Genomic DNA, 19,659 nt, shown 5'->3' on the forward strand with positions numbered 1-19,659 from the left:
GGCGGACAATTCAGCGTGTCTTTAGGACACAGCCAGTAATATAGCCCTTATAGGCTATGCAAACCACCCGTTTTTACGGGTGGTCATGATTTAAATCAGAAAAAAGCACTTTATTCAGATGCCAACTTTTGCTAAAATAAAATTAACCCAAAACAAAATTTAGAAAGGAGGATCCAATAAAGTGCTTAAGTATAATTTTATCAACAATTTACTAAACTTAAAAGATGTTTTTGTTAAAAAACGTTGTTAATAAAGATGATTTTATTGAGATATTTGTTGAAACTAAAAAGAAACCACATGTTTGTCCAGTTTGTGGCTATACTACATCTAAAGTTCATGATTACAGAAAACAAAGAATTAAAGATGTACCCATTCAGTTTAAAAAAACTTTTATCATTCTTAGAAAAAGGAGATTAGTATGCTCAGAATGCGGTAAGCGCTTTTATGAAAAGCTAGATTTTCTTCCACGCTATCATAGAATGACAAACCGCTTATCTTTCTTCATAATTAACGAACTATCTAATGTTAATAGCATGAAGCATGTTTCCTTAAAAGCCAATGTTTCCACCCATACTGTAAAACGCATTTTTGATACTGTTAGTTATACTGCGTATTCTTTGCCTGAAGTTATATCTATTGATGAATTTAAAGGTAATTCTGGTGGCTCAAAATATCACTGTATATTAGTTGATCCTGTTAATCATAAAGTAATTGATATTATTAAAGATAGACGATTTCATATCCTTTCGGATTACTTTAGAAATTTTAAAAACAGGGATAAGGTAAAATATGTAGTTATTGATATGTGGAGTCAATATGCTGACATTGCTAAAACATACTTTAAAAATGCAACTATCATCATAGATAAGTTCCACTTTATGCGCTACAACACCTGGGCTATAGAAAACGTTAGAAAGCGCATTCAAAAGAATATGGATAAGAAACTAAGGCGATATTACAAAAAAAGTCGAAAACTCATTCTTGCTAGAAAAGATTCCTTAGATGAAGACTCTAAGAGACAACTTGAAATTATGCTTTTATACAATGATGAATTAAGACATGCCCATTACCTTAAGGAATCCTTTTACAAAATTTCAGATGCAAGGTCTGCTTCTGAAGCAAAAATATTACTAAAGGAATGGATTGAGATAGCAAGAAAAAGCGGTATAAAAGAATATATTTCATGTGCAGAAACTTTAAGCAGGTGGTTTAAGGAAATAGTTAATTCCTTTGATGTTCCTTATACGAATGGATGTGTTGAAGGTTTTAACAACAAGATTAAAGTTATTAAAAGAAATGCGTTTGGGTTCAGAAATTTTAACAGGTTTAGAAATAGAATTCTGCATTGTTGCAAGTAATTGATTACTGTACTCTATTTTTCAAAAACCAACATTAGTTTGGTCTTTTTGTTATGCCCATTTTTAGAGAATTTTTGATTCACTTTCTTTAATTCGTTAAAACTTCTTGAAAATTAGCAAGGGCAGGCATTTGAATAAAATGCCCACCCCAACTATTGACATAGAACCTATGATTATACTAATGTTAATTTTTTTTATTTTACTTTCTTCAGGAGTAACATATATAGTTTTATTTGTAAAATAGACTACCATACCAGGTTTTGCACCAGAAGGCTTTTTAACGTTCTTTTTCTCTGTATAATCTACAGGAACGTTAGAAGAATGTTTGGCTTTACTGAAAAAAGCAGCTAAAAGAGCACCTTCAAGGAGTGCAGTATCAGAAACATTTCCGTTTTTGGATTTTATAATGACATGAGAACCAGGAATGTTCTTAACATGCATCCATATATCGCTTCCTACTGCAAACTTTGTAGTTAAGTAATCGTTTTGGATATTATTTTTTACCAACGTATATATCGAATCCATCACTTGATTTAAAATGATGGGGAGAAGCTTTTTTCTGTTTAGTGTTTTTTCTTTTTCTTATATATCCTTGTTCATAAAGCTCTGATTTTATTTCTTCTATTGTGTCTATGTCTGAAGCATTTTCAAGATTATAAAGTATAGAATCAAGGTACTCCTTTTCTTCAATGCATTCTTTGAGCAATTTATTACTAATCTCTAAGGTGCTCTTTTCTTTGTTATATTTTTTATAATAGTTTTGAGCATTTTGTACTATTGAAAGATCGGTATTTATTGGTATAATTATATTTTTAAGTTCTGGATCATAAAAGTTTTGAAGTTCAACCTTATCTGAATTAAGATCTATATAATACTGATTTGCCATCAATATATCACCATATATTTTTATATATTTCGTAATTTTTACATTCCTCAATTTTAACTCTATAAAAAGAGCACCTTCAAGGAGTGCAGTATCAGAAACATTTCCGTTTTGGATTTTATAAATGACATGAGAACCAGGAATGTTCTTAACATGCATCCATATATCGCTTCCTACTGCAAACTTTGTAGTTAAGTAATCGTTTTGGATATTATTTTTACCAACGTATATATCGAATCCATCACTTGATTTAAAATGATGGGGAGAAGCTTTTTTCTGTTTAGTGTTTTTTCTTTTTATATATCCTTGTTCATAAAGCTCTGATTTTATTTCTTCTATTGTGTCTATGTCTGAAGCATTTTCAAGATTATAAAGTATAGAATCAAGGTACTCCTTTTCTTCAATGCATTCTTTGAGCAATTTATTACTAATCTCTAAGGTGCTCTTTTCTTTGTTATATTTTTTATAATAGTTTTGAGCATTTTGTACTATTGAAAGATCGGTATTTATTGGTATAATTATATTTTTAAGTTCTGGATCATAAAAGTTTTGAAGTTCAACCTTATCTGAATTAAGATCTATATAATACTGATTTGCCATCAATATATCACCATATATTTTATATATTTCGTAATTTTTACATTCCTCAATTTTCTCTCTATAAATTTGAATTTTTTTCTCAGTCCTTTCAATGAAATTAGATACAAGTTTAAAAAGTGTACTATATTTTTGTTTTAAGCTATCCTTTAAGTCCTTATTACCATAAAAAGTGTCAAGTACTTTACTTGGTGAATCGTAGTATTCAATTTTCAAGTTGTTATATTCTCTTAGCTCAAAAATATAATAATCAATCATTGAAGTTCCATCATAAAATATTGTATATTTAAATTCATTGCTTTTTATTTTAGCTAAATAATAAAAGAAGTTATAAACAATATATTCTTTTTGATTACTTGATAAATCTTTAATCTTTATATTTGCCATATCGCCACAAATTTCAAAGGATAATGTTTTACTAAAACCAAGGAAGCTATCAGTAAAAAATTTGTATAAAGGCTTATCGAAATTAAAATTTGATAAAATATTTTTTATATCTTCCTCTCTTTGGTCTAAAGGATTTACCTTTTCTCCAACAGGAGGTTGAATATATTCAACATTAGGTAAAATTTGTCTATACCTATTTACTTCACTTCCAATTCGTTTTATACTATCAATAACATATTTTTTTTCATTTAGTAATATTATATTGCTATGCTTACCCATTATCTCAATAACAAGATAGTATATAATAGGATATCCTAGTTCATCTTTGCCTTCGATTTTAAATTCAATAATCCTGTCAAAGTTTATTTGATATATATCAACTATTTTAGCTCCGTTTAAATATTTTCTTAATGTCATACAAAATAAAGGGGGAGTTATAGGATTTTCATAGTTTTGCTCAGTAATATGTACTCTTGGAAAACTTGGGTTTGCACACAATAATAATTTAAAAGTTTTTCTATCTTTTTTTATAATAAAAATACTTTCAAAGTCTGAAGGCTGATGAATTTTATCAATTTTACCATTTATAACAGTTGAAAGCTCTTTAACAATTGCATTTAAAAATACTCCATCTAAGGGCATAATTACACCTCCAAAGCTTTTATGATTAAAAGTATAACACTAATTAAAAAAATATGAAAGGACAGGGATGATTAAAATGTTTTTTTCAAAAATGCATGGTTTAGGAAATGATTTTATAGTATATGATAATATTTTAAGCCTATCAATCGATTGGAATCAATTAGCAAAGAAGTGCTGTGACAGACATTTAGGAATAGGAGCGGATGGAATACTTATTGTTGAAAAATCAGATGTAGCTGATATTAAAATGAGAATTATAAACTCAGACGGGAGCAACGCTGAAATGTGTGGCAATGGAATAAGATGCTTTGCTAAATATGTTTATGAAAAAAATATAGTAAATAAAGAAAACTTCAATATAGAAACAGGTGCAGGAATAAAGAATGTTAAATTAGATGTAAAAGATAATAAAGTTTTAAGCGTAAAAGTTGATATGGGTATTCCTTGCTTTGAAAAAAGTAAAATACCTTTTAATAGTGATATGGATAATAAAAACTATGAAATTGAAATTAATAATAAAAAATATAATTTAACAACTCTTCTATTAGGTGTACCTCATACGGTAGTATATGTTGATGAAATTGATGAAAAGGAAGTAATAGAAGTTGGTAAGATTATAGAAAATTTAGAAATATTCCCTAAAAGAACAAATGTTAATTTTGTTCAAATAATTGATTATAATACGATAAAGGTTAGAACATGGGAGAGAGGGGCAGGTATGACATTAGCTTGTGGCACAGGAACCTGTGCAAGCGCTGTTGCCTGTTATATAAATAATAAGACTGATAAAAATGTAACTGCAAAGCTTTTTGCAGGAGATTTAAAAGTTTACTATGAAGATGACAATATAATAATGGAAGGTCCTGCACAGTTTATATGTGAAGGAGTTTATTTAAATATTTTATGATAAAGTAATATTTTTATTTCCCCTCAAATAAATATATAAAAGAGTAAATATATGGGGGGATGTAATTGAAATTTAGGCTTATTGCATTGATTACTATTATAGCTTTAGTAATTGTTACTGTTGGATGCCTAAAAAAATCCAGTTCAACTAATGTAGTTACGGAAATTCCTGGGAAGCAAAAAATGATTGTAGTTGTGTTAGACAAGCAAACTAATGCTCCTATTAAAGATGCAAAAGTATATATTGTTGGAGATAATACGGTATATACAACAGATGATATGGGAAAAACTCCTGAAATTGATGTCGAAATAAATAAAGACTATTTTTCAAAATACACTGATGAAGTTGCAAATAGGATGAATTGTGGCTTAGTTAATATTGTGGCTGTTAAAGAGGGATATGGAAAGCATCTTGAAGTTGATTACAACTTATATCCAGGAAACTCAACCTCAGTTGCCAAAATTCAATTATCAAAAAATAAAAAAGCAACAACAAATTGCAATTTGCCTGATGTTAATTATATTGAAAACATAATAAAAGCCTACGAAAGATTCGAAGGTGAAGGAATTAAAACTGAAAACATGATTAAATATAAAATTACAGTTACGGATGAATCAAGTAAACCTATTGAAGGGGTTAAAATTGTAATCCCAGAAGCAAAGCTTTCTTCTAGTACAAATAAAAAAGGAATTGTTGAAGTAGATGTCCCCTTTGACAATTCAAGCAGAATAAATTATCCTGTATTAAAAGACTATGGAGAAGTTACAGTTATAGCTTATAAAGATGGATATGCCACAAAGGTAGTACTTAGAGCTCAAATTAACAATGATAAAAATAATACTATAAATTTAAAATTGAAAAAGTCAGATGGTAAAAATTATAATTATGAAATAGTACAGCCAAAAGACAGTTGGATAGAAAAATTATTAAGTTCATATAATTAGTAACATATAATTCCCCTCCAGAATAATATGATTTTGAGATGATTATCTGGAGGGAATTATATTGAAAAAATGCTATAGGATTGAAAAAATACCACACTATATTTTTTCAAAATTTGATAATATAAAAAAAGATTTAAAACAAAAAGGAATTGAGATTATAGATTTAGGTATTGGAGATCCTGATATACCAACTCCTAAGTTTATTGTAGATTCAATGGTTGAATTTCTAAAAATCAAAGATAATTTTAGGTATCCTCCTTATAGAGGGATAGAAGAGTTTAAAGTTGCTGTTTCTAATTATTATAAGAAAAAATACAATGTAGAACTTGACTATAATACAGAGGTTGTTGCACTTATTGGTTCAAAGGAAGGCATTGCACATTTGTTTCTTGCTTTAACAGATCCAAAGGATTATGTTTTATTGCCTGATCCATCTTATCCAGTGTATCAAGCTGCTGCTTTAATTGCAGGTTGTGAAATTTATAGAATGCCTCTCTATGAAGAGAATAATTTTATACCAGATATAAATGAAATAGATAAGCAAGTGGCAAGAAAGGCTAAATTACTAGTTGTTAATTATCCCAACAATCCAACAGGAGCGTTAGCAAATGAAGAATTTTATAATGAGCTTATTGAATTTGGACTTAATAACGATATTGCAATAGTAAATGATGGTGCTTATCTTGATATTTATAAAAACAAAAAGCCGATTAGTATACTTCAAATTCCAAGAGCTAAAGAAATAGCTATAGAGTTTGGATCTTTATCTAAAAGCTTTAATATGACAGGTTGGAGATTAGGTTATGCTGTTGGATGTAGTGAAATATTAAATAAATTGATGGTAATTAAAACAAACTTTGATTCAGGACAATTTAACGCAATTCAACAGGTTGGAGCTTTAGCTTTAAATACAGGAGATAATTTTACTAAATATATTAATGATATATATAAAGAAAGAAGAATTATTGTTGTAGAAAAGCTAAGGAAAAAAGGTATTCATGTTTATGATTCTGAAGGAACTTTTTATGTATGGTTTAAAGTACCAAAAGAATATAGTTCTGTTGAATATAGTGAGAAAATATTAAAAGAAGCAGGTGTTTTAATAACTCCAGGTAGCGCTTTTGGAATATATGGTGAAGGGTATTGCAGAATTTCTTTGACTATTGATTTAAGTAAGTTAAAAGAAGCAATGGATAGAATAGTTACTATAAAGCCCTAAGGGCTTTTTTAATTTTTGAGTACATTTAAGATTAAATATATCTTGAAAAACTATGTAATAATTAGGTATAATGAGAAAGAATTAAAAAATAATATATTATATTAGAATAATAAATTATTTTATGTTTTGGCAGGTGATTTAATGATAAAGAGTATGACGGGATATGGAAGGGGAAGCTTTGAAAGTGATGGGAGAAGTTTTACAGTTGAAATAAAATCGGTAAATAACAGGTACCTCGATATAAATATAAGGCTCCCAAAGCAGATGAATGCATTAGAAGATAATATTAGAAAATTTGTATCTTCAAGGATATCAAGAGGGAAAATAGATATATTTATAACCCAAGATAAATTTAAAGATGACGATATAAAAATAAACGTAGATGAGCAAGTTGCAAGGGCATATTATAATTCCTTCATATTCTTAAAGGAGAAATTTAATCTAATTGATGATATATCAGTTTCACTTTTTTCAAGGTTTCCTGATATAATTACAGTTGAAAAAAAAGATGAAGATCTTTCAGAAGTTTGGAATACACTAAGAGTTGCTCTTGATGCTGCTTTAAGTATGCTTATTGACATGAGGGCAAAGGAAGGCGTAAAATTAAGCAAAGATATAATTGAACGAATCAACTATATAAAAAGTTTGGTAAAAAAAATAGAGGATCGCTCTATAGATGTTGTTGAAGAATATAGGATGAAAATCAAGCAGAGAATAGAAGAATATCTAAAAGATATAGATATAGATGAATCAAGACTTCTAAATGAAGTTGCGTTTTTTTCTGATAAAGTTAATATTACAGAAGAGACAGTAAGGCTATATAGCCATCTTGATCAATTTGCAAGTTCTCTCAATAGTTTAGAGCCTATTGGCAGAAAACTTGACTTTTTGATACAGGAAATGAATAGAGAAACAAACACAATAGGATCAAAAACGAATGATTTGTATATAACCAATATCGTTGTTGATATAAAAAGTGAACTTGAAAAGATTCGTGAACAAATTCAAAATATTGAATAAGGAGGTTATATTATGGCAATAAAACTTATAAATATTGGTTTTGGTAATATAGTATCTGCAAATAGACTTATTGCAATTGTAAGCCCTGAATCTGCACCTATAAAAAGGATAATACAAGAAGCAAGGGATAGAGGTATGCTAATAGATGCAACTTATGGAAGAAGAACAAGAGCTGTTATTATAACAGATAGTGATCACATAATCTTATCTGCGGTACAGCCCGAAACTGTAGCTCATAGATTATCTGAAAAGAGTGAAGAAGAAGATTTAAGCGAAGAGGAAAATGAATAGGAAGGAGAATAAAATGGGGAATAAAGGGCTGTTAATTGTAATATCTGGTCCCTCTGGTGCTGGCAAAGGAACATTATGTAAAACTTTGTTAAGCAGAAATGACAAGCTCAAACTTTCTGTTTCTTGTACTACCCGTCAGCCAAGAAATGGAGAAGTCCATGGAGTAAACTACTTTTTTGTAACTCATGAAAACTTTAAAGAAATGATAGACAAAGATGAGCTTCTTGAATATGCTCAAGTCTATGATAACTTCTATGGGACTCCTAAATCCTTTGTTGATAAAAATTTAAATGAAGGATATGATGTAATATTAGAAATAGATATACAAGGAGCCTTAAAGATAAAGGAAAAATATCCTGAGGCTGTTTTTATTTTTATTCTTCCTCCATCAATGGAAGAGTTAAAAAATAGGATTAAAAAAAGGGGCTCAGAAACTGAAGAATCCCTTTTAAAAAGGTTTAGATGTGCCTTTCAAGAGATAAACTATATATCAAGATATAACTATGTTGTTACAAATGATGTTTTAGATGAGGCTGTAAAAAAGCTAGAATGTATTATTATTGCAGAAAAATGTCGAGTTGATAGAATAAAACAATCTGATATTTTTACACAATTACAGGAGGGATTAAAAAATGAGTAATTCTATGATAAATCCACCAATTATGTCATTATTAAATAGGGTGAGTGACAGATATTCCCTTGTTGTTGTTACTGCTAAAAGAGCAAGGCAGATTATCGATGGTAAAAAGCCTCTTGTAAATATAGACTCAACAAAACCAGTAACTATAGCAATTAATGAAATAAATGAAGGTAAGATTCATTATGAAAATATAAAATCAGGTATAAAATAGTTTTGTGTTATGAGGTGTTTAAAATTGAGTACAGTTGTACTTGGAGTAACAGGCGGGATAGCAGCATATAAAGCTTTAGATATAGTAAGCAAGCTTAAGAAAAAAAACATAGATGTTCATGTAATAATGACTAAAGCAGCTTCCAAATTTGTAACTCCTCTTAGCTTTCAAGCTTTAAGCCAAAATTATGTAACTATTGATATGTTTGCAGAGCCTAAGAGATTTGAAATAAGACATATTTCACTTGCTGAAAGGGCCGATGCTTTTCTAATTGCACCTGCTTCTGCAAATATCATCGGCAAAATTGCAAATGGAATTGCTGATGATATGTTATCGACTACTGTAATGGCTACAAAATCACCAGTATTAATTGCACCTGCCATGAATACGAATATGTATGAAAATCCAATAGTTCAAAAAAATATAGCCTTTTTAAAATCATTAGGCTATTATTTTATTGAACCTGAAAGTGGAAGATTAGCATGTGGTGCCATTGGTAAAGGAAAGCTTGCAGATACAGAAAGTATCGTTGACTTAACCGATATGTTGCTATGTAAGAAAAAGGATTTAAAAGGTAAAAAAGTGCTAATAACAGCAGGACCAACAAGAGAAGATATAGATCCCGTTAGATATATCACAAACCGTTCTACAGGTAAAATGGGCTATGCAATTGCAAAAGCAGCAAGAGATAGAGGTGCTGATGTTATATTAATCTCTGGTCCGGTTAATATTAAAGCTCCTTATGGAGTAAAACATGTTAATGTATATAGTGCTGAAGAAATGTACAATGCAGTTCTTGAGTATTTTGATAGTACAGATATACTAATAAAATCAGCTGCAGTTGCAGATTATAAACCTTTAAATAAAAGCAATATAAAGATAAAGAAATCCGATGCAGATCTTTATATAGAGCTTACTCGCAATAAAGATATTTTATATGAGATAGGAAAAATAAAAAAACATCAAATAGTTGTAGGATTTGCAGCTGAAACCAATGACCTTATTGAAAATGCAAAAGCAAAGATAATGAAGAAAAATCTTGATTATATAGTAGCAAATGATGTAACATTGAAGCAGTCTGGATTTGGTAGTGATAACAATACAGTTAAAATAATTGATAAACATGGTAATATTACGGAATATCCAAATATGCCAAAGGAAGAAGTTGCCCATGAAATATTCAATTTAATATTAAAAAATGAGCGCTAAGGCGCTTTTTTTAATAAACTATTTATGATTTGGGGGTCAGCCATGGCTAAAATCGCATCAGTTATAGTTGATAATTCGGCTAAAGCTTTAGACAAAGAATTTACATATAAAATACCTGAAAAACTTTCTAATATGATAAATAAGGGCTTTAGAGTTGTAGTTCCTTTTGGAAATGCGAATAAATATGTTGAAGGAATTGTAGTTGATATAAGGGAAGAAATAGAAAATGATATAAAATTAAAAGAGATAGCTGATATACTTGATGAATCGCCAATATTTAATGAAAACATGATTAAAATTGCTATGTTTTTAAAACAAAGATATAGATGTAGATTTATAGATGCTTTAAAAACTTTGATGCCACCAGGCATAAGTGCACAAGAAAAGCTTATAATAAATTTTTTATCTGATAAAAACTATAATTATAGCAATAAAATAATTGAAACTTTAAGGAATTATAAGTCAATAGAGTATAAAGAATTATGTAACATTCTCAAATATAAAGTACCTCGTTCTTTGCTTTATGATATGGAAAGTAATGGGATAATATCTATTGAAAGAGTTATGAAGGGAAGAATAAATACAAAAAAAGTAGATATTTATTTACCAACAGATATAAAGAAATGTGAGGAATTTATAGAAACCTGTTCACAAAAACTAAAAAAACAGGGTGAAGTTTTAAAAGTAATAATGCTTAATGATAAACCTTTAACATTAAAAGAAATTTCTATAGTATGCGGTTGTAGCAGTTCTGTTGTTAAGAGCCTCGAAAAAAAAGGGTTAATTCAAAAAATAGAAAAAGAAACATATAGAAATCCTGTTAAAAATGATTATTTTTATGAAAGAGTTGAACTAACAGAGGAACAAAAAAAGGCCATTGAAAATATAATGGAAAATTACAAAAAAGGTCAAAATATATCTCTTTTGCATGGAGTTACCGGCTGTGGTAAGACTGAGATATACCTTAACATTGTTGAGAAATTTATAAAAATGGCCTATGACGCAGTTGTTCTTGTACCTGAGATATCATTAACACCTCAAACGGTTGAAAGATTTAAGGGAAGATTTGGTGATGTAGTTGCAGTACTTCATAGTAGATTATCTGATGGAGAAAGATATGATGAATGGAGAAGAATAAGAAAAGGAGAAGTTAAAGTAGTAGTTGGGGCAAGATCTGCAATATTTGCTCCTTTGAAAAATATAAAGCTTATTATAATTGACGAAGAACATGAATATTCATATAAATCAGAGATGACACCTAAATATCATGCAAGGGAAGTTGCTGAATACATAGTTAACCAGAATAATGGGCTTTTAATATTAGGTTCTGCAACGCCTTCTATGGAAAGCTATTATAATGCAGTAAATGGTAAATACAATCTTGTTCAGATTTTAAATAGAGTAGACAATAAAAAGTTACCTATAATATCGGTTATCGATATGAAAGAAGAAATTAAAAATGGAAATAAATCCATGTTTAGTAAAGAACTATATAATTCAATTTATGAAAATTTAAATAAAGATGAGCAAACTATATTGTTTTTAAATAGAAGAGGATATTCAACATTTATATCCTGCAGAGAATGTGGCTTAATATTAAAATGTAAGAACTGTGATGTTCCTTTAACATATCATATAAGCAGTGGGAAGCTAAACTGTCATTATTGTGGGTTTGAGTATGAGGTTCCTAAACTTTGTCCAAAATGTAAGAGTAAATATATTAAATATTTTGGTGCAGGAACAGAAAAGGTAGAAAATGAATTAAAAAAATACTTTCCAAATGCAAGGATTTTGAGAATGGATGTTGATACAACAAAAAACAAAGGCGACCACGAAAGGATATACAATGAATTTAAAAATAACAAAGCAGATATATTAATCGGAACCCAGATGATAACAAAAGGAATGGATTTTAAAAATGTTACTTTAGTAGGAGTTATTGCTGCGGATACAAATCTTAACATACCAGATTTTAGAGCAGCAGAAAGAACTTTTCAACTGATTTGCCAGGTTTCAGGTAGAGCTGGAAGAGGAGAGAAAACTGGCAGAGTTATTGTACAAACTTATGACCCACAGCATTATAGTATTTCCTATGCAAGTACACATGATTATGTAGGATTTTATAATAAAGAAATTATAATAAGAAAAATGTTAAATTATCCTCCTTTTTCTGATATGCTTTATGTTCTTTTAACTTCAGAAAATGAGCAGGAACTTATAGAATTTGCACAAAAAATAAAAGGAGAATTGAAAACTATTGCAGAAGGTAAAAGAGTAGAAGTTATAGGGCCTGCTCCATGCCATTTATATAAAATAAAAAAATCCTATAGATGGCATATAATTATAAAGGGAAATGTTTTTGATATATATGATGAATTAGATAACAGATTAAATTTTTATACAATAAATACTAAAATTTATTATACTTTAGATATTAATTCATATAATATGATTTAGGAGTGATTTGCATGGCTTTGAGGGAAATTAGAAAAATAAACGATGAGGTTTTAAGAAAAAAAAGCAGAAGAGTAGATAAAATAGATGATAGAATAAGAATCTTATTAGATGATATGCTTGAAACTATGTATCATGCTAACGGAGTAGGTCTTGCTGCACCACAAGTTGGAATTTTAAAAAGAGTTGTTGTGGTTGATATAGGGCAGGGACCTGTAAAACTTATAAACCCAGAGATAATATATTCTGAAGGATTACAAATAGATGTAGAAGGATGCCTTAGCGTACCAGATGTTAGGGATAACGTTGAAAGGCCTAAAAAAGTTATAGTAAAAGCTTTAAATGAAAATGGGGAAGAAATAAAAGTTGAAGGAGAAGATTTTTTTGCAAGGGCATTATGTCATGAAATTGATCACCTTGATGGTATTTTATTTATAGATAAAGTTAAAAAGGATGGGGGGATGATTTAAAATGAAAATAATATTCATGGGAACCCCTGATTTTGCAGTACCTACGCTTGAAATGCTAAATGAAAAACATGAAGTTCTTGCAGTTTTTACTCAACCAGATAGGCCTAAAGGTAGAGGACAAAAATTGCAAATGTCACCTGTTAAAGAAACAGCACTTAAATATGATATACCAGTATATCAGCCTGCAAAATTAAAGGGAGATAAAGAAAGTTTACAAATAATTAAAGACATTTCTCCTGATGCTATAGTTGTTGTTGCATTTGGACAAATACTTCCAAAGGACATATTGGATATACCCAAATATGGATGTATAAATGTTCATGCTTCTCTTCTTCCAGAACTTAGAGGTGCAGCACCTATTAATTGGGCAATTATTCGAGGATATAAATATACAGGAATTACTACTATGAAAATGGATGTAGGGCTTGATACAGGAGATATGCTTCTTAAAGAGACAGTTGAAATTGGAGAGAATGAAACAGCTGGAGAGCTTCATGATAGGCTTATGGGAATTGGAGCAGAATTATTAATAAAAACTTTAGAAATGCTGGAAAATAATATGATTGTACCAGAAAAGCAGGATGATTCAAAATCCAGTTATGCGCCAATGCTAAATAAGGAGCTTGGTCATATTGATTGGAATAATGATTCATATAATGTCTACAATCTTATAAGGGGAGTAATACCTTGGCCTGGAGCATATTTTTTCTATGATGATAAAATGATAAAAATATGGGAAGCAATTAAAATTGAAGATATATGTGATATACCAGGGAAAATATTAGATGTAAACCAGGAAGGTATAAAGATAGCTTGCAAAAAAGGTGCAATTATTATAAAAGAGCTCCAGGAAATAGGAGGTAAGCGTATGGATGTATTATCATATATTAATGGGCATGAAATTGAAAAAGGTAAAATAGTTAAATGAGGTGAGAATATGTTTTATGGTTTTGATCCTACTTTTATAATACTTATTCCTGCACTTTTATTAACTTTTTATGCTCAAGGGAAAATCCAAAGTGTTTTTAGTAAATATCTTAGAGTTCATTCACTAAAAGGGATATCAGGTGCTGAAGCTGCAAGAAGAGTTTTAAATAGTAATGGGCTTTATGATATTTCTATTGAAGTTATACCAGGAAGACTAACAGACCATTACGATCCTTCATCAAGGGTACTTAGGCTTTCAAGGGATGTATATTATGGAGATTCAATTGCATCTATTGGAGTAGCTGCTCATGAAGCAGGTCATGCTATACAACATCATGAAGGATATGTTCCTATTGCAATTAGAAATGCATTGGTTCCTGTTGCAAATTTAGGTTCTAATCTTTCATGGATATTAGTCATTCTTGGGCTTGTTATAAGGTGGATGAACCTTGTATATTTAGGAATATGGCTATTTGCAGCTGTTGTTTTGTTTCAAGTTATTACACTCCCAGTAGAATTTAATGCAAGCTCAAGGGCGCTAAAACAGCTAAAATACGTTGGCATTTTATATGAAGGAGAAGTAGAAGGTGCAAAGAAAGTATTAGATGCAGCTGCTTTGACTTATGTTGCAGCAGTATTTGTTGCAATATCACAGCTTATAAGGCTTCTTTTAATTGCAAGGGACAGAGATTAGGAGGATTTTATGGAGGATAAAGCAAGATTAATCGCAGTAAAAACTTTATGCGATATAGATGAGAAAAAATCATATTCCAATATAAAATTGAATTATTATTTTAAGAAATATGATTTAAGCACAATAGATAGAACTTTTTCTACTGAAATACTGTATGGCACAATAAGATGGAAACTTAAAATTGACTATTTAATAAGCAAATTTGCTAAGAAAGGAATTAACAATATACCCAATTGGGTTTTAAATTCAATAAGGATAGCAGTTTATCAAATATTTTTTATGGATAGAGTACCTGAATTTGCAGCGGTAGATCAATCAGTTGAGATTGTTAAATATAAAGTACCTAAAGCTGCATCCTTTACAAATGCAATTTTAAGAAACATTTTAAGAAATAAAGATGAATTTAATAACATCGATGTTAAGGATAAATTTAAAAAGCTTTCTATACAATATTCTCATCCCGAATGGTTTGTTAAAAGAGTAATAAAAGAAACTGGTGAAGATTTTGCAATCGAACTTATGAATAAAAATAATACGCCTTCTGATCTTACAATAAGAGTAAACAGCTTGAAAATTTCAAAAAAAGAACTTACAAACGCATTAAGATCTAAAAAAGTTGAAGTATATGAGGGTAGGCTTGATGAATCTCTTATCCTTAAAGGATATAGCAATATAGAAAAATCAGAGGAATTTAGTAAAGGTTATTTTATAATACAGGATGAAGCTTCAATGCTTGCAACTAAAATACTTGATCCAAAGCCCTTTGAAACAATCATAGATTTATGTAGTGCCCCAGGAGGTAAATCAACCCATATAGCACAGCTTATGGAAAATAAAGGTGAGATACTTGCTTTTGATATTTACGATCATAAATTAAAACTTGTAAATGAGAATGCTAAAAGATTAGGCATTGATATTATTAAGACACAGCTGAGGGATAGTACTTTGTATTATAAAGATTTAGAGCAAAAAGGGGATAGGGTATTAATCGATGCACCCTGTAGCGGACTTGGGCTCATAAGAAAAAAGCCTGAGATAAGGTGGAATACAAATGAAGATGATATAAAACAGTTAATTAAAATTCAAAAAAACATACTTAATAATGCAGCAAGGTATGTTAAGGTTAATGGTGTACTATTATATAGTACGTGTACAATAACAAGGGAAGAAAATGAAGAAGTTATAGATGATTTTTTAAAAAATAATAATAACTATGAATTAAAAGACATATGTAGCTATTTACCATTGGAATTTAAGAATGATAGTTGCAAAAATGGTTTTGTTAAACTTTATCCTAATTTAAATAATTGTGATGGATTTTTTATTGCAAAACTCATAAGAAAATGGTGAAAAATATGATTGATTTTAGAGACTTTACTTATAAAGAATTAGAAAACTATATAATAAAAATTAATGAGCCAAAGTTTAGAGCAAAACAGATATTTCAATGGATACATAAAGGAGTTAATTCTTTTGATGATATCATAAACATAAATAAAGGGCTTAAAGAAAAGTTGAAAAATGAAGGTTATATATGTAATATGGTAATAGAAGAAAAATATACATCAAATATTGACGGAACAACTAAGTACATTATGCGTCTTAAAGATGAAAATTTTATAGAATGTGTTTTGATGAAGTATACCTTTGGAAATACTATATGTATTTCAACACAAGTAGGTTGCAGCATGGGATGTAGTTTTTGTGCCTCAACTATAGGAGGTAAAATTAGGAATTTAACTGCTGGGGAAATGTTCGGACAGGTTTTAACCCTTCAAAATGATATCAAAGAAAAAATATCTAATGTAGTTCTTATGGGTACAGGAGAGCCCTTTGATAATTATGAAAATGTAATTAAATTTTTAAATATAATTAATGACCCAAATGGAATTAATATAGGAATGAGGCACATAACTATTTCAACATGTGGACTTGTTCCTCAAATCAAAATGCTTGCTGATTTAAACCTTCAGATAACCCTTGCTATTTCTCTTCATGCACCTAATGATGAAATTAGAAAAAAAATAATGCCCATAGCAAATAGATACAGTATGGAAGAGCTTTTAGACGCTTGTAAATATTATATTAAACGTACAAACAGAAGGATTACCTTTGAATATGCTCTTATAAATGAAATAAACGATTCAGAAGAAAATGCTTTGGAACTTTCAAAAAAGCTCAAAGGAATGCTCTGTCATGTTAACCTTATACCACTGAATAAAGTTGATGAGAGGGAATTTATAAAGCCGGATATGGATAAGGTTAATATTTTCAAAAATATATTATTAAAAAATGGTATCGAAACTACTGTAAGAAGAGAAATGGGAAGTGATATAAATGCTGCATGTGGACAGCTTAGAAGAAGGTTTATTCAAAAAAATAAGTAGGTGATCTTATGCTAATAGAGTGTAGAACAGATAAAGGTAAAATAAGAGATGTCAATGAAGATTATATTACAGTTTTTAGAACTAATAAATATTCGTTAATTATTGTTGCGGATGGTATGGGTGGACATAATGCTGGTGAGGTTGCGAGTAAACTTGCATCTATAGGCATTAGGGACTTTGTAGCAGAAAACTTTAATAAATATGAAGATATTGAAGAACTTGTAAGGGATGCTGTACTAAATGCAAATAAAATAGTTTATGAAAAGTCACAGGAAAATAATGAATATATTGGAATGGGTACAACTATAACCTGCTGTCTTATATATGGTTCAGATTTATATTTTGGACATGTTGGTGATAGTAGAGCATACGTAATAAATAAAAATGAGATTAAAAAAATAACTGAAGATCATTCTTATGTACAAGAGCTTGTTAAAATGGGAAGTATTACTGAAAATGAGGCATTAGCTCATCCCCAAAGGAATTTAATTACAAGGGCAATTGGAATTGAAGAATACGTTGTTGTAGATACAAAGCATGAAGCTTTTTCTATAGATGATTATATATTACTTTGTACAGATGGGCTAACATGTTACTTAAATAATGATGAGATAAGAGATATTGTATTGGAGCATGGATTAAGTTCAGTTGATTATTTTATAAATATTGCTAACGAAAGAGGAGGTAGTGATAATATATCAGTAATTGTTGCCAAGAGGGGGGATGAGCAATGACCAATTTAATTGGTAAGGTACTTGGCAAAAGATATATAATCATAGAAAAGATAGGAGAAGGAGGCATGGCTCTTGTCTATAAGGCAAGATGTCAGCTTTTAAATAGATATGTTGCTGTTAAAATATTAAAGCCGGAGTTTACATCAGATGAGGAGTTTGTAAAAAAGTTTAAAAGAGAATCCTTATCGGCAGCAAGTTTATCTCATCCTAACATAGTAAGTGTATATGATGTAGGAGAAGAAGATGGAATATATTATATTGTAATGGAATATGTTCAAGGTCAAACTCTAAAGGAATATATAAAAAGAAATGGAAAAATTGGATTTAGGGAAACTCTAAAAATAATAAATCAAATAGCTCTTGCTCTTGAACATGCTCATAAAAATGGAGTAGTTCATAGGGACATAAAACCTCACAACATATTAATAACTGAGGATAAGATAGTTAAAGTTGCAGATTTTGGAATAGCAAGAGCATCAACAAACACTACTATAACTAATACGGATAAAATATTAGGATCAGTTCACTATTTATCTCCAGAACAGGCAAGGGGAAGTTATACAGATCATAGAACTGATATATATTCCTTAGGAGTTGTAATGTATGAAATGCTTACAGGTAGACTTCCTTATGATGCTGATAGTCCTATTTCTATTGCTATTAAGCATATAGAAGAAAACTTAATTACCCCTTTAGAGATAGATGATAGTATTCCAAAAGCTGTTAACGATATAGTTTTAAAAGCTATGGAAAAGAATGTAGCAAAACGTTATCAAAATGCTAAGGAAATGCTGGATGACATAGCTAAGGCACAAGAAAACCCCAATATACCTTTGTTTTATAATGAAAATGAAGAAGACGCGACTAAAATAATAGGCATAAACGAAATAAACAGTGCATTAAATGAAAATAATAGAAAAAAGAAAAAAGGTAAATTAATATATGTAATAATGACTACATTGATATTAATTTTAACGGCGGCTTTTTTGGTTTATGCATATAATAAATATTTTATAGTTAAGGATGTTAAAGTACCTTCAATTATAGGATTGAGTGAGGAAGAAGCAAAGAAGGTATTAGAGAGTAGAAAGCTTTTTATGGAGGTTGCTAATAGAGTTAGTGATAAAAAACCTGCAGGACAGGTTATAAGAGTATACCCTGATGAGAACACTACTGTTAAGCAGAATTCCACAGTTAGAGTTGTTATAAGTACTGGCCCAAATCAAGTTAAAGTACCTGATTTAGCAAATATGGATTTAATTACAGCTGAGTCTTTAATTAAAAAAAATGGCTTAAAAATAGGAATAATAGAAAGAAAAAATAGTGATACAGTTCAAAAGGATTTGATAATAAGCCAAAGCCCTGAAAAGGGAACTATGGTTCAAGAAGGAACAGAGATAAATATAGTTATAAGCGATGGACCAGAGCTTAAACTTGTTACTGTACCGTCCTTGTTAGGTAAAAGCCTTGATAATGCAATAAATGAACTTAAAAAAGCAAATCTTAATCTTGGAACTATAAGTTACAGTGAAGATAATAATTATCCCGATGGTGTAGTTATTGATCAAGATGTTGCACAAAATATTCAGGTTAAAGAAGGAACAATTATTAATATAACTGTAAATAAATTAAACACAGCTAATAATGATAACCAAAATACACAGCAAACTGAAACTGGACAATAA

17 protein-coding genes and 2 pseudogenes are annotated in these 19,659 nt (G+C 29.6%); 17 read left to right on the plus strand and 2 right to left on the minus strand.

Annotation, left to right across the window (positions count from 1 at the left end):
* Window positions 1–224: 224 nt before the first annotated feature.
* The gene (locus FDN13_RS00005) at window positions 225–1,358 is read left to right on the plus strand and encodes an ISL3 family transposase (protein ID WP_243120233.1); all 1,134 of its coding nucleotides are present in this window, start codon (window positions 225–227) and stop codon (window positions 1,356–1,358) included.
* A 186-nt stretch (window positions 1,359–1,544) separates the two neighbouring features.
* Here the strand turns inward: FDN13_RS00005 and FDN13_RS14645 are convergent.
* Window positions 1,545–2,244, minus strand: a pseudogene (locus FDN13_RS14645) (Rqc2 family fibronectin-binding protein); the annotation flags it as partial.
* 87 nt (window positions 2,245–2,331) lie between these two features.
* Window positions 2,332–3,867, minus strand: a pseudogene (locus tag FDN13_RS00015) (Rqc2 family fibronectin-binding protein); the annotation flags it as partial.
* 76 nt (window positions 3,868–3,943) lie between these two features.
* On the opposite strand from FDN13_RS00015, the gene dapF reads away from it, so the two are divergent.
* The 16 genes from dapF (at window position 3,944) to pknB (ending at window position 19,659) form a co-directional block, all read left to right on the plus strand.
* Complete coding sequence (gene dapF / locus FDN13_RS00020) at window positions 3,944–4,774, plus strand: diaminopimelate epimerase (RefSeq protein WP_138978291.1); 831 nt, start codon at window positions 3,944–3,946, stop codon at window positions 4,772–4,774.
* 65 nt (window positions 4,775–4,839) lie between these two features.
* Window positions 4,840–5,718 (plus strand): carboxypeptidase-like regulatory domain-containing protein, encoded by an 879-nt coding sequence (locus FDN13_RS00025; protein WP_138978292.1) that lies wholly within the window; start codon window positions 4,840–4,842, stop codon window positions 5,716–5,718.
* Window positions 5,719–5,779: 61 nt separating this feature from the next.
* Window positions 5,780–6,937: an LL-diaminopimelate aminotransferase gene (locus FDN13_RS00030; RefSeq protein ID WP_138978293.1), complete on the plus strand. Its 1,158-nt coding sequence runs from the start codon at window positions 5,780–5,782 to the stop codon at window positions 6,935–6,937.
* A gap of 141 nt (window positions 6,938–7,078) precedes the next feature.
* Entirely contained in the window at window positions 7,079–7,957 is an 879-nt protein-coding gene (locus FDN13_RS00035) for a YicC/YloC family endoribonuclease (protein ID WP_138978294.1), read from the plus strand.
* A gap of 12 nt (window positions 7,958–7,969) precedes the next feature.
* A complete protein-coding gene (remA, locus tag FDN13_RS00040; protein ID WP_138978295.1) occupies window positions 7,970–8,248 on the plus strand; it encodes an extracellular matrix/biofilm regulator RemA in 279 nt (92 codons plus the stop codon).
* A gap of 13 nt (window positions 8,249–8,261) precedes the next feature.
* Complete coding sequence (gmk, locus tag FDN13_RS00045) at window positions 8,262–8,888, plus strand: guanylate kinase (protein ID WP_138978296.1); 627 nt, start codon at window positions 8,262–8,264, stop codon at window positions 8,886–8,888.
* Window positions 8,881–9,099, plus strand: coding sequence for a DNA-directed RNA polymerase subunit omega (gene rpoZ, locus FDN13_RS00050; RefSeq protein ID WP_138978297.1), 219 nt, complete (start codon window positions 8,881–8,883; stop codon window positions 9,097–9,099). Before gmk ends, rpoZ begins: the two co-directional genes overlap by 8 nt.
* 9 nt (window positions 9,100–9,108) lie before the next feature.
* On the plus strand, window positions 9,109–10,308 hold the full coding sequence (gene coaBC, locus FDN13_RS00055) for a bifunctional phosphopantothenoylcysteine decarboxylase/phosphopantothenate--cysteine ligase CoaBC (protein ID WP_138978298.1): 1,200 nt from the start codon (window positions 9,109–9,111) through the stop codon (window positions 10,306–10,308).
* Window positions 10,309–10,350: 42 nt separating this feature from the next.
* The gene (gene priA, locus FDN13_RS00060) at window positions 10,351–12,765 is read left to right on the plus strand and encodes a primosomal protein N' (protein WP_138978299.1); all 2,415 of its coding nucleotides are present in this window, start codon (window positions 10,351–10,353) and stop codon (window positions 12,763–12,765) included.
* 11 nt (window positions 12,766–12,776) lie between these two features.
* On the plus strand, window positions 12,777–13,232 hold the full coding sequence (gene def / locus FDN13_RS00065) for a peptide deformylase (protein ID WP_138978300.1): 456 nt from the start codon (window positions 12,777–12,779) through the stop codon (window positions 13,230–13,232).
* 1 nt (window position 13,233) lies between these two features.
* On the plus strand, window positions 13,234–14,160 hold the full coding sequence (gene fmt / locus FDN13_RS00070) for a methionyl-tRNA formyltransferase (RefSeq protein ID WP_138978301.1): 927 nt from the start codon (window positions 13,234–13,236) through the stop codon (window positions 14,158–14,160).
* 9 nt (window positions 14,161–14,169) lie between these two features.
* On the plus strand, window positions 14,170–14,853 hold the full coding sequence (locus FDN13_RS00075) for a zinc metallopeptidase (RefSeq protein WP_138978302.1): 684 nt from the start codon (window positions 14,170–14,172) through the stop codon (window positions 14,851–14,853).
* A gap of 9 nt (window positions 14,854–14,862) precedes the next feature.
* On the plus strand, window positions 14,863–16,203 hold the full coding sequence (gene rsmB, locus FDN13_RS00080; RefSeq protein WP_138978303.1) for a 16S rRNA (cytosine(967)-C(5))-methyltransferase RsmB: 1,341 nt from the start codon (window positions 14,863–14,865) through the stop codon (window positions 16,201–16,203).
* Window positions 16,204–16,208: 5 nt separating this feature from the next.
* Window positions 16,209–17,240 carry a 23S rRNA (adenine(2503)-C(2))-methyltransferase RlmN gene (gene rlmN, locus FDN13_RS00085; RefSeq protein ID WP_138978304.1) on the plus strand — a complete coding sequence of 344 codons (1,032 nt, stop codon included), beginning with the start codon at window positions 16,209–16,211 and terminating at the stop codon, window positions 17,238–17,240.
* A gap of 8 nt (window positions 17,241–17,248) precedes the next feature.
* Window positions 17,249–17,974 carry a Stp1/IreP family PP2C-type Ser/Thr phosphatase gene (locus tag FDN13_RS00090; RefSeq protein ID WP_138978305.1) on the plus strand — a complete coding sequence of 242 codons (726 nt, stop codon included), beginning with the start codon at window positions 17,249–17,251 and terminating at the stop codon, window positions 17,972–17,974.
* Window positions 17,971–19,659 carry a Stk1 family PASTA domain-containing Ser/Thr kinase gene (gene pknB / locus FDN13_RS00095; protein ID WP_138978306.1) on the plus strand — a complete coding sequence of 563 codons (1,689 nt, stop codon included), beginning with the start codon at window positions 17,971–17,973 and terminating at the stop codon, window positions 19,657–19,659. Before FDN13_RS00090 ends, pknB begins: the two co-directional genes overlap by 4 nt.

The organism is Caloramator sp. E03 (genome assembly GCF_006016075.1).
In the GTDB taxonomy this organism is placed as follows: Bacteria; Bacillota; Clostridia; order Clostridiales; family Caloramatoraceae; genus Caloramator_B.

Bases quoted from the DNA above. Each gene is read 5' to 3' on its own strand.
- fmt (WP_138978301.1), top strand. From the start codon at position 13,234: ATGAAAATAATATTCATGGGAACCCCTGATTTTGCAGTACCTACGCTT.
- coaBC (WP_138978298.1), top strand. From the start codon at position 9,109: ATGAGGTGTTTAAAATTGAGTACAGTTGTACTTGGAGTAACAGGCGGG.
- rsmB (WP_138978303.1), top strand. From the start codon at position 14,863: ATGGAGGATAAAGCAAGATTAATCGCAGTAAAAACTTTATGCGATATA.
- gmk (WP_138978296.1), top strand. From the start codon at position 8,262: ATGGGGAATAAAGGGCTGTTAATTGTAATATCTGGTCCCTCTGGTGCT.
- FDN13_RS00090 (WP_138978305.1), top strand. From the start codon at position 17,249: ATGCTAATAGAGTGTAGAACAGATAAAGGTAAAATAAGAGATGTCAAT.
- dapF (WP_138978291.1), top strand. From the start codon at position 3,944: ATGTTTTTTTCAAAAATGCATGGTTTAGGAAATGATTTTATAGTATAT.
- FDN13_RS00005 (WP_243120233.1), top strand. From the start codon at position 225: ATGTTTTTGTTAAAAAACGTTGTTAATAAAGATGATTTTATTGAGATA.
- FDN13_RS00075 (WP_138978302.1), top strand. From the start codon at position 14,170: ATGTTTTATGGTTTTGATCCTACTTTTATAATACTTATTCCTGCACTT.
- rpoZ (WP_138978297.1), top strand. From the start codon at position 8,881: ATGAGTAATTCTATGATAAATCCACCAATTATGTCATTATTAAATAGG.
- remA (WP_138978295.1), top strand. From the start codon at position 7,970: ATGGCAATAAAACTTATAAATATTGGTTTTGGTAATATAGTATCTGCA.
- priA (WP_138978299.1), top strand. From the start codon at position 10,351: ATGGCTAAAATCGCATCAGTTATAGTTGATAATTCGGCTAAAGCTTTA.
- pknB (WP_138978306.1), top strand. From the start codon at position 17,971: ATGACCAATTTAATTGGTAAGGTACTTGGCAAAAGATATATAATCATA.
- def (WP_138978300.1), top strand. From the start codon at position 12,777: ATGGCTTTGAGGGAAATTAGAAAAATAAACGATGAGGTTTTAAGAAAA.
- FDN13_RS00035 (WP_138978294.1), top strand. From the start codon at position 7,079: ATGATAAAGAGTATGACGGGATATGGAAGGGGAAGCTTTGAAAGTGAT.
- rlmN (WP_138978304.1), top strand. From the start codon at position 16,209: ATGATTGATTTTAGAGACTTTACTTATAAAGAATTAGAAAACTATATA.